The sequence below is a fragment of the Paenibacillus radicis (ex Xue et al. 2023) genome (genome assembly GCF_024722015.1).
Lineage (GTDB): Bacteria > Bacillota > Bacilli > Paenibacillales > NBRC-103111 > Paenibacillus_S.
In genome coordinates this window covers 270,523-284,832 of record NZ_JANQBD010000002.1, presented here as the reverse complement: position 1 = coordinate 284,832, position 14,310 = coordinate 270,523, and the positions used below count along the sequence as shown (strand labels likewise).

Below are 14,310 nucleotides of genomic sequence, written 5' to 3'. Positions count from 1 at the left end.
ACTGACCCTACTAATTTTTATGAAAAGGGAGAGCTGCATTTAACGAGAAATACGTCAAATATCCCGTTTGGTCGGGGCTGAAGCTATTCAAAGATCGAGTTTTAATGAAAAATTGTTTAAAAAAGGAAAATGAGAAATCATCATAGAATTAATAAAGATGATTTGAATATCTATCTTATATCAATACAGCTATATGGATAGAGGTTTTGCTATTGATTTTGTAGTGCCGAGCATTGCTTTTCGCACACAAGTTTTGTTCTGCAAATCCGTTTATTCGATTGTGAGAGATAAAAACAGTTGAAGGGATGATCTAGATGACAGATATTTCGCGTGAATTTCAGGGCAATACTTTGAGTGCTGTTTGCTCGATTTATGTACCGGTTAGAAACCCGATTAACTCGGCACAATGGTGGCAACGAAATTTTGGATTGGAGTATGCGGTACCGTTTAATGCTGCGGAAGCTCAAGTGATATTGAAGCTTTCAGATGGTCAGTGGCTGCATTTGGTAGAAACGGATGGGCACTTCGATAACCAATTCACCAACAAAGCGGGTTATGAAATGTTCAGGTTCACCTTTGAAGTAAGGCAAATAGAGGTACTCTATGACCATTTGCAATCAAATAGCGTAAAGGTTGAACAACTTAAGGATCGCGGCAGCTGCGGCATTAACTTCATATTCTACGACCTGGACGGGAATAAGTTTGACGTAAACGAAGTTATCGACATTCATCGAACGCAGATAAGTTAAAGGCTCGTTTACTTGATCTTGTCCAATAGAGAGGATTCAGGGACAGCCTCATCTGGGGGTGAATATTTGAAAAGATCATTAGGTATATTAATTATTATTTTTTCTTTGGTTTTGATTTTCTCACCGTTTTCACCTTGGGTAACTGAAAGTTTCGCCAAATCCAGAGCTTTGTATGTTTTTGAAAGGGAATGGAAGAATACGCAGGATGGATGTGGTTTCAACTGCAAAGATTGTGGGTTTAAAACATCCCAGAAAGTTCTATTCGGTAGAAAAGTTGAAATAGAGTTTGCGTGTGGCTTACTACCTACTGATTCTTATGAATATCACAAAAGAAAAGAGTTATTTGTGTCATTTTTAGGAACCGTCCATTAGTGGGTTGTTATTTGTAAAAACTGAAAAGGAACTTGCCACAGTAGTACGATGTGGCAAGTTCCTTTTTATATTTTGACTAGAGCTGACATTACGCAGATTGATGGGACTCTTACTGCATACGGAGGCAATGGATCGGATGGATATTCCGGAAATGGAACGATTTTAGGAGGAGGAGAAGGAGGAGGTGGTGGTGGTGCGAGCGGAGGTGATGGAGGCAACGGGGGAGTTACAGGCAATCCGAGTAAACCCGGGGATCTGGATATATTATACAAACCGTAGCAACGGTGCCGGAGATTATGTTCGTTAAATAGAAGCATATAATTTATTCGTCGGTTGTGATTGGAAAGATTCGCGTGGTATTCGCAGCAACTCCAAAATATAAAAGCAAAAAATCACAGCATGGAAGCCTATGAAGGCTTCATGCTGTGATTTGTATTTTTCCGGGAAGAGTTATTTATTGGCTGACAAGCAGTTGGTCGTCGTACCACATGATGGATGTGTTGTCCGTATAGTTGGCGAGATCATTGTTCTTACGAATCAGATATAGCTTTCCGTCGATCCCCCTATATACCGGCCATTCGGAAAAAGAGGTTGGCAGGAATGATGTCTCTGCAGCGAGCGGGTCCAACGCATCTACCTTTTTCATTTGGAAGCTCATATCGATTAAGTAGTAGCCCCTTTTTGGCGGGGACATGGGATCATAACTGATCTGATGGATGTAAATCAAGAGCTTCCCATCAGGGTCCAATACATTTGTAAACCCTGGATTAGTGGTTCCAGGCACAAGGATATCATAATCGCCCAACGTAGCATTGACTAATCGGGTTTCTCCTTGAAGAGTCACGAGCGCCAGCTTGCGGCTGCCGGGAATAATTCTGCCGCGCATCATACTCGTGCCGTTCGAAGCCAGCCAGTAGCTTCCATCCGAATTCGGGATGATCCGGTCCGGTCGTTGAGGAAATTCGGTTACATTCTTCGCTCGTCCGTTTTCTATGAGAAACGAATAAGAAGTGCTAATAGTATTGCCGTAGTTAAAGGCAGTTACCTTGGTTACGGACAAGAACGCGCGCTCCGAGCCTAATGGGAATAAAACTCCCCATAGCTGGCTGATGTGGGGATTGCCGGGAGCGTTGGAGTCGACCGAAATCTCCTCCTGCGGTAGTAGGTTCATGTTTCCATAGTAGAGACCGTCGTTCTTTTGTGTTAAGGTCACTGTTTCACCCGCAAGCCGGCTTTGCTCCTGCTGCAGACGCTTACTCAGCGTATCCGTTTCTTCAACAGTCATCCATACAGGCGGTTCGTCCAGCGATTTTTTCACCTTCAAGCTGCCCTGCCCTTTCTCAGTAATGATCGTGGGGTATATATACAAGTACTCTGCATCATCATAATAGATTCGTTCAAGAACCTGCTGCTGACCACCGATAATATCAAGAACTTGCTCCTTCTTCCACAGCAGTGCTAGCTCCAAAAAGTCATGCGCATATTTCCATGTGAGTGGCATGTAAGTAACATCGTTCCATACGAGAAAAGGATACGGCTCATTCCCGTTATCAATGTAGCTGTCGTTGATCGCCAGTCCGAAGCTTGGCATCGTTGCTATGTAGCTTCGCTTGGAATTATTCGAGCCGGACAGGTCCAGCGGGAAACGTTCCTTCTTCCAGCCGATCCAACCGCCGCTCCGCTGACCTCCTCCCTTAAGAATGGTTAACCCTCCTTCATTGGCAACGAGGTTCAAGCCCAAAGATTGAGTCAGCTCCCAGGTTAGAGGCATGTAAGTGATGTCTTTATATACGAAAAAAGGGTACCTCATATGCGTATTATCGACAAGCTGCCCGTTGATTTGAATGGAAAAAGAGGGCAATGTCACATTCTTTTGAGAGCTTGCTGCGGCCTCAGCTGCTATCATAGGTAAGCAAGTGAACAACAGACAAACCAGGGAAAAGCAGATAAGACCTTTTTTCCAAATCATAAAGAACACATCCTTGCCTTCATATTTACCTTTACTTTTTAGACGTGCCAAATTGTGAAAGGTTGCCTCATTGGAATCAAACAGACAGAAAAAACATGACAGAAAATATCCAAACCATGCGAAGTTAAGATTTTATGGTAAAGTTGAGGACATACAGATAATAGGGAGGATTATTGTGATTTCTAATGAAAATATAGAGGTTGGAATAGACCTGGTTTACGATTATAAAGATAATAAAGCCTACAGAAAAAGTTTTAACCAACTTGCGACATTAGTTTTTCATATAGATTTTGAAGCTTGGTATCTGAATGGATTTTGGGATGATCGTTATATCTGCTATTCATTCATGAAGGATAATGAAGTTATTGCCAATGTTTCTGTTAGTAAAATGGACTTGGTGATAAATGGGTTAAAGAAGAAGGCGATTCAAATTGGAACGGTTATGACTCATCCTGATTTTAGAGGGAAAGGGCTTTCAGGCGTATTGATGAGGCAGGTTCTAAATATTTATGAGCAAGACTGCGATATATTTTTCTTATTCGCCAATAGCTCTGTCATTGATTTTTATCCAAAGTTTGGATTTGAATCCTTTCGCGAGTCACAATTTAAACTTAAATTTCATCCCAGCCCTGAAGCTCATACCACATTACGCAAGCTGAATTGTTCTATATTAGAAGACTTGGAATTTATCAAACGATTGGTTTTATCGCGAAGACCTGTATCACAACAATTTGGTGTTAGCAATAACCAGGGACTCTTCATGTTTTATGCTTTAAACGTATTTTCAGAATCCATATTTTACTCGCAAGAGGACGAAGCTATTATCGTCTTTCAGCATGAAGGTCATACTCTGAACCTATATGATGTAGTGAGTCAAGGGGATGTTAATTTAGATCGTTTACTTTCTCGTATTGCTAATGAGAAAACAGAAATTATACAATTTCATTTCACACCAGATCAACTCACTGAGAAAGCAGAATATACCCCGATAAATGAAAATGCAGATACGCTTTTTATTAAAGCTAACTTTATGTTAGATAAAAATTCAACATTTTGTGCACCTATATTAGCACATGCGTAGTGTTATAAATTGGATTCCCATTACACGAGACCACTTCGGTGGTCTTTTTTCAATGTCACGACTGTTTTTTTGTTTATTAGAATTGAATACTCCTAAAACTTATTTTTCAAAGATAGATTAAAAGTCACGGTAAACGCGCAAGTTAAAATTAACTGGGTAGGTGAGCAATACTTGACAAACGTTTTGTCACTGCGATATATTTTGGTTGACATGAAAGTCAATGAAAGATGGGTGATGAACGGTTGCCGCGCAATAAGGAACAGAACGAAGAGATCCGTAAACAGCGTCAAGAATCGATTATAAAGGGCGCCTTAAAGGTGTATGTGGAAAAAGGGTACACCGCTGCTGAAATCGGTGATGTGGCAGAACGAGCAGGAGTTGCAAGAGGACTAGTTTATTATTATTTCAAAGATAAGCAGACGTTATTTAAGGAACTGTGTAATTTTATGTTCGATCAATCGAGAAAGCATGTACAATCGCATTTTTCCGGAAGTGGCTCTATAAGCAAGATGCTGGAGAATTTCGTCCGTTCCATGTACAAAACCATGTTGATACAGTCGGATAGTGTTTTATTTTTCATACGGATGCGCCATGACTTGCGCGAATTGTTCACACCGGAAGAGTTGAAACACTGGAGCTGGCATCTCGATAATATGAACGTGATCGGCAGCATGGTGAAAATAGGTATGGAGAACGGCGAGCTCAGACAAATGTCGCCACCGATGCTGACGGCACAATTTTGGGGAGCGATGTCGCATGGTTTGATGCATTTACGGCAATCTCACCAGGAGCTTCAGGAACAGGGTATGGATCAAAAAGATATTGCGCAAGCACTCCAACAAGATATGGAGGATGGTGTTGCTTGTTGTATGTCTCTTATTGCTCCGCCATTACCCAACCATTCAAATGGAGGTGAAGGATCTTGATAAAATTATTTAAGAACTTGCAGCCATATCGGTGGACGATCGGATTGGTGCTGGTGCTCATCTTTTTACAATCACTGTCCGAGCTGTATTTGCCAACCTTGATGGCAGACATCGTTGATAAAGGAATCGTTACAGGAGATAACGGCTATATATGGCGCATCGGCGGGCTAATGCTGCTGGTGACTGCTGCAAGTGGGTTATTTTCTATATTTGCCAGTTATCATTCTTCTAAAATATCTGCCGGATTCGGCAGAATCATGCGCGGCAAAACATTCGCGCATGTCGAGAGCTTCTCACTGCAGGAATTCGACAAGCTCGGTACGGCATCGCTCATTACCCGCACAACCAATGACATTACGCAAGTACAGCAGGTTCTTTTAATGATGATGCGCATGATGGTATCAGCGCCGATGATGTGTATCGGCGGGATAATCATGGCTTTTTCCAAGGACCCTGCGCTGGCGTTGGTCATCGTTTGTGTCATGCCCGTATTGGCTCTAACTATTTATTTGATCGCTAGGAAAGCTATTCCGTTGTTTAAATCAATGCAAACTAAGATCGACAAATTAAACCTGGTCTTGCGTGAGAACTTGACGGGGGTTCGCGTCATTCGGGCATTTAACCGTATAGAGCATGAAAAGAAGCGTTTTGATGAAGCGAATCTCGATTTGACTGACACGGCCGTGAGAGCGAACAAAATTATGGCTGCAATGATGCCCATGATGATGCTGATCATGAACTTCACGTCCATTGCAATTATTTGGTTCGGTGGAGGACGGATTAGCACTGGACACATGCAAGTCGGCGATCTTATGGCTTTTCTGCAATACGCCATGCAGATCATGTTCTCGCTCATCATGGTGTCTATGATGTTTGTTATGGTGCCGCGAGCTTCCGCCTCGGCAGTAAGGATTAATCAGGTACTGGACACTGTACCTGAAATTCTGGATCGTCCCGCAGCAAAGGTTGCAGCCAAAAGAGGCGGTCACGTTGTATTCGATAACGTGACGTTCAGCTACCCGGGTGCCGAGAAGCCGGCCGTATCCAACATTTCCTTCGAGGTGAAGCCTGGTGAAATAACGGCGATTATCGGCGGCACCGGTTCAGGGAAGTCTACGCTGCTCAGTCTTATTGCAAGGTTTTATGATATTGACAGCGGCAGCCTAAAGGTGGACGGAATTGATGTGCGTGACATAACTCAAGAGAGCTTGCGTTCCAAAATCGGATTCGTCCAACAGAAAGCCGTGCTTTTTACAGGTACGGTGCGGGATAACATCGGGTACGGGAAGGAGGACGCGTCCGACGAAGAAATCCGCCATGCAGCTGAAATAGCACAAGCAACTTCATTCATAGCCGAGAAACAAGAAGGGTATGAAGCGATCATCTCACAGGGAGGTGCTAACTTATCGGGTGGTCAGAGACAGCGGTTATCTATCGCAAGGGCACTCGTTAGAAGACCGGAAATCTACGTGTTCGACGACAGCTTTTCGGCTTTGGATTACAAGACCGATGCCAATCTGCGGGCAGCGCTTAAGCAGGAAACAACGGATTCCTCGGTTATCATAGTTGCACAGAGGGTCAGCACGATCATGGATGCGGATCGTATTATCGTATTGGATGAAGGAGAAGTTGCTGGAATCGGTACACATCGTCAACTTATGGAGACATCCAATGTATACCGAGAAATCGTATCCTCACAGCTGGCAGAGGGGGAAATTGCATGAGTGAGTCCAACAAATCTCAAGGAAATAGGGGAGGCTCGGGCAGAGGTCCCATGGGCGGACCCGGGCGGGGCCCAATGGGTGGCGGCTTCGGAATGCCGATGGGTATGCCTGGACAGAAGGCCAAGGATGCCAAACGAACATTCCGGCGGCTTCTAGGTTATTTGAAGCCGTTCAGAGTGCAGCTGCTGGCCGTATTGTTTACGGCAGTACTGAGCACCATCTTCAGTATCGTTAGTCCGAAGATCATGGGGAAGATTACAACTAAGCTGTTTGAAGGCTTGATGGCAAAGCATAATGGTGTTGCGGGAGCGGCGATTGATTTTCCTTACATCCTGAATATTGTACTAACTTTGATCGGATTATATATATTCAGCTCATTGTTCGCCTACATCCAACAATACTTGATGGCAGGCGTCGCTCAAAAAACGGTGTACAATCTGCGGAAAGAAGTTAATGGGAAGCTGTCCCGTCTTCCGCTCAAATATTTTGATTCACAAACCCATGGAGAAATATTGAGTCGTGCCGTAAATGATATGGATAACATCAGCGGTACACTACAGCAAAGCTTGACTCAAGTGATTACATCCGTAATTACCCTTATTGGGATTATTGTGATGATGTTGACTATCAGCCCGCTGTTGACCTTAATTCTCGTCCTGACACTCCCATTGAGCTTTCTTGTTATCAGAGCGATTGCTTCTCGGTCGCAGACTTATTTTATGGGCCAGCAGAAGGCGCTCGGCGAGCTGAACGGTCATGTGGAAGAGATGTATACCGGGCATAAAATCGTCAAAGCATTCGGGTTTGAAAAGAAGTCTGTTCATAAGTTCGACTCCATTAATGACCGACTATACGAGTCAGGATGGCGAGCGCAGTTTGTCAGCGGTATAATGATGCCGCTTATGACGGTAATCAACAACATCGGCTATGTGTTCATCTGTGTCGTTGGCGGTGTGTTGATGACAAAAAGAATGATAGAAATTGGCGATATTCAAGCGTTCATTCAATATGCGCGCCAGTTTTCAATGCCGATTGTCCAGACTGCGAACATCGCCAATATTATTCAATCTACGCTGGCTTCTTCGGAGCGCGTATTTGAGATTCTAGACGAGCAGGAGGAGATACCGGAAGCTGTGGAAGGAATTGCTATGAGTGGGCAGCAGGGCAATGTTCGCTTCGAGAACGTCAGCTTCGGCTATAAGGAAGACGCGGTTTTGATTCAAAATATGAACATCGACGTGAAACAAGGACAAACGATAGCTATAGTTGGTCCGACAGGTGCGGGGAAAACGACGCTAGTCAATTTATTGATGCGCTTCTACGAAATAAATGAGGGTGCGATCACGATAGACGGCACGAATATTACTGGAATGAAGCGGGGACAACTGCGTCGTCTGTTCGGCATGGTGCTGCAGGATACGTGGCTATTTAACGGTACGATTCGTGACAATATCGGCTACGGACGGATGGATGCGACTGACGCGGAAATTATCGAAGCGGCACAAGCGGCGCAAGCCGATCATTTCATCCGAACGTTACCCGACGGGTATGATACCGTGTTGAATGAGGAAGCATCCAATATCTCACAAGGCCAAAAGCAGCTGCTAACGATTGCGAGAGCTATTTTGGCTGATCCGACAATTCTTATTCTAGACGAGGCGACCAGCAGCGTTGATACCCGGACGGAAATTTATATTCAGAAGGCGATGCGTCAGCTTATGCAGGGTCGAACGAACTTCGTTATAGCCCACCGTTTATCCACTATCCGCGATGCTGATCTGATTCTAGTTATGAATAACGGCAGCGTCATTGAGCAAGGTAACCATGAAGAGCTATTGGCGCGCGGTGGTTTTTATGCCGAGTTGTATAACAGCCAATTTTCCGACGGATCCGTAGCGTAGCGAAGAACATCAAACTATAATTAATTTAGCACTTTAAAACATGTATCCAATAAAGAAGAATCCTGATAAGGTGGAGGAGCAGCTAATGCTTCTTGCCCAACAAGGATTCTTTTTTATATAAGGCAGGTGATGCTGAGTTTGAGATTGTGAAGGTATGGTCCAATCAGCCGCTTATTACGACAAACTTCATAATGAAATAATTAGGAAGAGGGGAAGAGTGGAAAGCACAGACGATTATCACTTTGCTTTTGTGAGTACATAAAATATTAATAAAAAGACTCAAGTTGAACGAGGTGTTTGATTAATGAAAAAGCTCATTATTGCATTTGTAAGCGGCATTGTTATCTCCCTATCTTCGGTAGCAGTGGCCGCCAACGAATTCAACGTTACATTGTTTCCTTCAGAATTCATTTTCAATGGAAAAACGAAGAGCGTACCAAGTGAATATCAAGTTTTTAATTATAACGGTCAAGTGTATGTACCTCTCCGATTTGTTACAGAAAGCATGGGAGCAACAGTTGGAATCATTGCAAGTCCCGATTATAAACCAAACCAGATTACGATTGATTATAAAGAAAATAGAGATAAGGAATTTCCCTACTCAGACGAGGATAAGAACATAAGTGTTGCCCTAACATCCGCTAATCAAACTCCAAGAGAAACATACATAACCGGGCAGGTTCAGCTGAACGAGGCATTATATAACAGAAATATTATAGGTTTTACTATCGATATAACCTTAGACAATGAGACCTCAGTGCCAACCGTACATGCTTTTGCAATAGACATTGGAAAAGACGAGCTAAAATCGTTTCGAGTTAAAGCTAATGGATTCTTTGATTTGGCTAATATCTCCAAAGTCGAGATAAAGAGTGTGGAGATGGTGGAATATACGTCAGAATAAGCAATAAAACAGGACAATCTTTGCGTGAAGAACGTGGAGGGGATGTGGTATAATATGGAAGTAATTATGCTCGCCAGCAAGAAGGGAACTGCACACAACGAGCGAAGGACTCAGATATTAGATGATGAAAGGAGATGGATAGACTATTGAAACTCTTACAAGAACGCTTAACTCCGCTGCTTAAGGGATGGGTGGAAAAAGGACCTGCTGGATGTGCTTGCATTGTTGTCAGAAATGGACAATTAATGTATCAGGAAAGCTTTGGGTATGCAGATTTGGAAAAGAAAACAAAGCTCGAACCTGACACCATTTATCGAATTTATTCTATGACTAAAGTGGTTACATGCGCTGCAGCGCTAATGCTGTATGAAAAGGGACTGTTTCTTCTAAATGATCCCCTCGAGGAGTATTTGCCTGAGTTTAAAAATCCGCAGGTTTACCGATTTAACGATTTCGGTGTAAGATCTACATCTCCCGCATCAGCTTCCATTCGGATCAAAGATTTGTTCACCATGACTTCAGGGCTTACATACGGTGGGGACAATTTAGAAACCGAGCGATTGACCCGAATCATGATGGAGGATGCTTTTACGAAGGATATTCGAGCTCTATCTAAAGCTCTTGCTACCATTCCACTTGCATTCGATCCAGGTACACACTGGAAGTATGGTACGAGTCATGATGTACTTGCCGCTTTAATTGAGGTGCTATCTGGTGAATCATTCGGAGACTTTTTGAAGAAGCAGATATTTGAACCGTTGGGTATGAATGATACCTCATTCCGTATATCCGAGGATAAACGTGATAGGCTTTGTAAGATGTATAACCGTTCAGAGGACGGTGTACTGATCCCTAATGTTTCTATGGACGCCCCTTATCAGCCGGGATGTAACCATGAGAGCGGCGGATCGGGCCTCTTGTCAACGATCAGTGATTACAGTCGATTTGCGCAGGCGCTTGCGAAAGGCGGCGATCTGGATGGCGTCCGGATTCTAAGCCGGAAGACGGTGCAATTGATGGCCACTAATCATTTGGGGCCACAGCAGCTAAATGATTACAATTGGCCGCAGCAGAAAGGCTATGGCTATGGGTTGGGAGTTCGTGTCATGATGAACCCCGCAGATGGTGGTATCAACGGATCGCCAGGCGAATTTGGCTGGGCAGGCCTCGCAGGATCGTGGGTATTGATCGATCCGCAGGAGCAGCTATCCGTTGTTTATATGCAGCAGATGCTGCCAAGTCTTGAGCCATATATTCACCCGAGATTACGTGCCGTCATCTATGGATCGATCGAATAGATATTATAGTGAGATCTGCTTCTCAATGCTGCAGATCTTTTTGTAGTCTGAAATTACAGTAAAAACAACGCCAGCGACGTTACATGAGGACGGCTCCAGTGCATGCCTTTCCACCGAAAGGTTATCGTTTGTATCAAACTGCCTGGTTTACTTGAGCTTCGCCAAATTAACTGGAGATAAGTTAAAAGGATGCTGGAATGAGGATGAACTATGAGAACAGACAGTAATGTTTAAAAATGATACTTGCAATTGCGTCAAACTATACAACTGGCAGTAGTCATGGGGATGATGGCCGTATTATGCTGGAGGAGTCGGCAGTCATCTGACTGCAGCAAATGTTCTTTTCATAACAATGCATTCATTCAAAAGGACTAATGTCAGAAAGGAAGCGATCATGGGAATGAAAAAAGTGAAGATTGGCTTGATCGGCTGCGGCCAGATCAGTGGCATTTATTTGAAAAACTGCACACAAACGTTTGACATTTTGGAGGTAACCGCGTGTGCGGATTTGGTCCCTGAGCTAGCCCGACAACAGGCTGACGAATTTGGGGTCCCGAGAGCTTGCTCGGTAGAGGAGCTGCTGGCCGATCCCGAAATTGAAATCGTTATGAACTTGACTGCTCCCAAGGTTCATGCGCTGATCAATATGAAAGCGCTTGAAGCCGGCAAGCATGTATATACAGAGAAGCCGTTTGCCTTGAATCGGGAAGAAGCGGATCAAGTGCTTGCCCTTGCCGAAGCCAAGGGTCTTCGTGTCGGGTGTGCACCGGATACTTTTCTCGGTGGAGGTTTACAGACATGCAGGAAGCTGATTGATGATGGTTGGATAGGTACTCCGTATGCCGCAAATGGATCGATTTTTATGGGGGGAGGATCTGGCGGCCTGCATCCGAACTTTCAAAACTTCCTTCGATTGGGCGGTGACCCCTTGTTCGATATGGGACCGTACTATCTTACGGCCATGGTATTTTTGCTCGGTCCTATCGGCAGTGTCAGCGGGTTTGCAGCTCAATTGAAGCAGCAAATTACAGTCGACAATCCGTTATCCCCGCACTATGGCATAACAGTGCCTGTAGAAGCACCGACGAACATAGCTGCCTCACTGCAATTTGACAATGGAGTTATTGCCGGACTTCAAGCAGCGAAGGAAGGTTTCAAATACACGCCGCGTATGGAGATTTACGGAACGGAAGGCATTCTTTATGTCCCCGACCCGAATAATTTCAGCGGTCCGCTTATGATTAAGCAGCAGAACGGCGAAGTCAAGGAATTTCCATACTCGCATGGATTCACTGAAAACAGCAGAGGAATCGGTGTTGCCGATATGGCTTATGCTATCCGCTCGGGACGGGCCCACCGCGCTAGCGGCACTTTGGCACGGCATGTGCTCGACGTGATGATCGGCATCCATGAATCCGCGGAAACAGGAAGGCATGTTGCCGTGAAGGCTTCTTGCGATCGCCCGGCACCACTGCCGCTCGGTTTGAAATACAATCTTCTGGATGCATAGACCAAGATAGCTGAATTTAATAAACCATAATAATGAAAGGATGTGCGCGATCATGAAATTTCCGGTTGCGGTACAGCCGTATACGATACGGGAAGAAATGAAGCAGGATTACTTGGGTTCGTTGGAAAAGGTGGCGGAGATCGGTTATCGCGGCATTGAATCGGGTCCTCCCCCGGAAGGCATGACGATCGGCCAACAGAAAGCACATCTGGAAAGACTGGGGCTTCAGGTTATCAGTGCACACGCAAGAATCGATGTGCTGACCGACGGTCTTGACGCTTTAATCGATTATTTGCAGGAAGTGGGCGGGGGCTGGATCGCGCATTCCTCGAGGTTTGATTCCAAGCAAGCGGTTATCGAGTCGGCGGCGATTTTTAATCGAATCGGCGAAAATTGCCGGCAGCGGGGCATCCAATTTTTGTATCACAACCATAACTGGGAATTTACAAGATATGATGGTGAATATGCATACGATATATTACTTCGCGAAACCGATCCCGAGCTGGTTAAGATGGAACTGGATACATACTGGGTGAAAAGAGGCGGGGAAGATCCGGCAGAATACTTGCGCAGGCTGCCGAATCGATGCCCGCTCCTCCACATCAAGGATATGGAGCCAGGTGAGGAACAGTTTTTTGCGGAAATCGGAGAAGGTATTCTTGACTTTACGGACATTGTAAAAGCTGCGGAAGAAATCGGCACGCAATGGCTGGTGGTCGAGCAGGACGGCTCCCGTCGGTCAGCTTTTGAAAGTCTGGCTATAAGCTTCAGTAATTTGAAAAAAATGGGGTTTGTAGAATGAACGAGCGTATTCGAGTCGGGTTGATCGGATACGGCTTCGCCGGCCGGACCTTCCATGCTCCAGTCATTATCTGCGTTCCCGATTTAAAGCTGTCCGTAGTGGTTGAACGACGAACAGAGGCCTCTAAAGAGAGGTACCCTTGGGTCAATGTAGTTCCCGACGTACAGCAATTATATGAGGATGACACTATTGACTTGGTCGTCGTCACGACGCCAAGCACCGATCATTATCGGTTTGTGAAGGACGCTCTTTTAGCGGGAAAGCACGTTATTGTAGAAAAGCCGTTTACAACGAATTCTGCGGAAGCCGACGAACTGATCGATCTGGCGAAGGAACAAGGCAAAGTATTAAGCGTTTTCCATAACCGCCGCTGGGACGGTGATTTCTTGACCATCCGGGAGCTGCTCAAACAGGAGTTGATTGGCAGCTTGACTGAATGTGAGTTTCACTGGGACCGCTACAATCCGATTGCTGCGACAGGCAGATGGCGTAACAGCGATGCACTCGGTGCAGGTGTATTTTACGATCTCGGCGTACATTTTCTTGATCAAGCGCTTTGCTTATTTGGGATCCCGCAGACAATACGTGCTGACATTCGGATTCAGCGGGAAGGCTCCTTAGCAGATGATTATTTCGACGTGACACTTGGCTACGAAAGCGGACTGAAGGTGAATCTGAATTCTTCTCAGCTTGTTCGGGAGCCAGGTCCACGCTACATTTTGCACGGAACGAAAGGTTCTTTCGTCAAATACGGTATCGATCCGCAGGAGGAGGCGTTGAAGCGTGGGTTGACGCCAGCGTCTCCCGGCTGGGGGATGGAGGCTGCGGAGCTTTGGGGCAAGCTGAATACATCCATAGGAGGCCTTCATATAGAAGGCCGAATTGAGACACTTAACGGCGCTTATGCATCATATTTCCAAAATGTCGCGGATCATATCAGGGGACATGCTGAGCTCGAAGTAAAGCCGGAACAAGCACGAACGGCCATTCGACTGATAGAGCTGGCTCTGCAAAGCAGCCGTGAACAAAAGACGATACAGGTTGAGCTATAAAATCATGAATTTCAAAGATAGA

General features: G+C 45.0%; 13 protein-coding genes. 12 read left to right on the top strand and 1 reads right to left on the bottom strand.

Annotated features, from left to right (window positions below):
* Positions 1-314 precede the first annotated feature (314 nt).
* The 3 genes from NV381_RS03910 to NV381_RS03900 all read left to right on the top strand — a co-directional run bounded on the left by NV381_RS03910 (position 315) and on the right by NV381_RS03900 (position 1,400).
* On the top strand, positions 315-749 hold the full coding sequence (locus NV381_RS03910; protein WP_258211959.1) for a VOC family protein: 435 nt from the start codon (positions 315-317) through the stop codon (positions 747-749).
* A 66-nt stretch (positions 750-815) separates the two neighbouring features.
* Entirely contained in the window at positions 816-1,121 is a 306-nt protein-coding gene (locus NV381_RS03905) for a hypothetical protein (protein WP_258211958.1), read from the top strand.
* A 48-nt stretch (positions 1,122-1,169) separates the two neighbouring features.
* On the top strand, positions 1,170-1,400 hold the full coding sequence (locus NV381_RS03900; protein WP_258211957.1) for a hypothetical protein: 231 nt from the start codon (positions 1,170-1,172) through the stop codon (positions 1,398-1,400).
* Positions 1,401-1,575: 175 nt separating this feature from the next.
* Here NV381_RS03900 and NV381_RS03895 read toward each other — a convergent pair whose 3' ends face one another.
* Positions 1,576-3,090 (bottom strand): hypothetical protein, encoded by a 1,515-nt coding sequence (locus NV381_RS03895; RefSeq protein WP_258211956.1) that lies wholly within the window; start codon positions 3,088-3,090, stop codon positions 1,576-1,578.
* A gap of 175 nt (positions 3,091-3,265) precedes the next feature.
* Between NV381_RS03895 and NV381_RS03890 the strand changes: the two genes are divergently transcribed.
* From NV381_RS03890 to NV381_RS03850, 9 genes are all read left to right on the top strand, one after another.
* A complete protein-coding gene (locus NV381_RS03890) occupies positions 3,266-4,171 on the top strand; it encodes a GNAT family N-acetyltransferase (protein ID WP_258211955.1) in 906 nt (301 codons plus the stop codon).
* Between the two features lie 242 nt (positions 4,172-4,413).
* Positions 4,414-5,097: a TetR/AcrR family transcriptional regulator gene (locus NV381_RS03885; protein ID WP_258211954.1), complete on the top strand. Its 684-nt coding sequence runs from the start codon at positions 4,414-4,416 to the stop codon at positions 5,095-5,097.
* Complete coding sequence (locus tag NV381_RS03880; protein ID WP_258211953.1) at positions 5,094-6,821, top strand: ABC transporter ATP-binding protein; 1,728 nt, start codon at positions 5,094-5,096, stop codon at positions 6,819-6,821. Before NV381_RS03885 ends, NV381_RS03880 begins: the two co-directional genes overlap by 4 nt.
* Positions 6,818-8,722, top strand: coding sequence for an ABC transporter ATP-binding protein (locus NV381_RS03875; protein WP_258211952.1), 1,905 nt, complete (start codon positions 6,818-6,820; stop codon positions 8,720-8,722). The genes NV381_RS03880 and NV381_RS03875 overlap by 4 nt, the downstream gene beginning before the upstream one ends.
* 304 nt (positions 8,723-9,026) lie before the next feature.
* Positions 9,027-9,626: a copper amine oxidase N-terminal domain-containing protein gene (locus tag NV381_RS03870; protein WP_258211951.1), complete on the top strand. Its 600-nt coding sequence runs from the start codon at positions 9,027-9,029 to the stop codon at positions 9,624-9,626.
* A 146-nt stretch (positions 9,627-9,772) separates the two neighbouring features.
* Positions 9,773-10,924: a serine hydrolase domain-containing protein gene (locus tag NV381_RS03865; RefSeq protein WP_258211950.1), complete on the top strand. Its 1,152-nt coding sequence runs from the start codon at positions 9,773-9,775 to the stop codon at positions 10,922-10,924.
* 400 nt (positions 10,925-11,324) lie between these two features.
* Positions 11,325-12,434, top strand: coding sequence for a Gfo/Idh/MocA family protein (locus NV381_RS03860; RefSeq protein ID WP_258211949.1), 1,110 nt, complete (start codon positions 11,325-11,327; stop codon positions 12,432-12,434).
* A gap of 52 nt (positions 12,435-12,486) precedes the next feature.
* A complete protein-coding gene (locus NV381_RS03855) occupies positions 12,487-13,236 on the top strand; it encodes a sugar phosphate isomerase/epimerase family protein (RefSeq protein ID WP_258211948.1) in 750 nt (249 codons plus the stop codon).
* Entirely contained in the window at positions 13,233-14,288 is a 1,056-nt protein-coding gene (locus NV381_RS03850) for an oxidoreductase (protein ID WP_258211947.1), read from the top strand. The genes NV381_RS03855 and NV381_RS03850 overlap by 4 nt, the downstream gene beginning before the upstream one ends.
* The last annotated feature ends 22 nt before the right edge of the window (positions 14,289-14,310 follow it).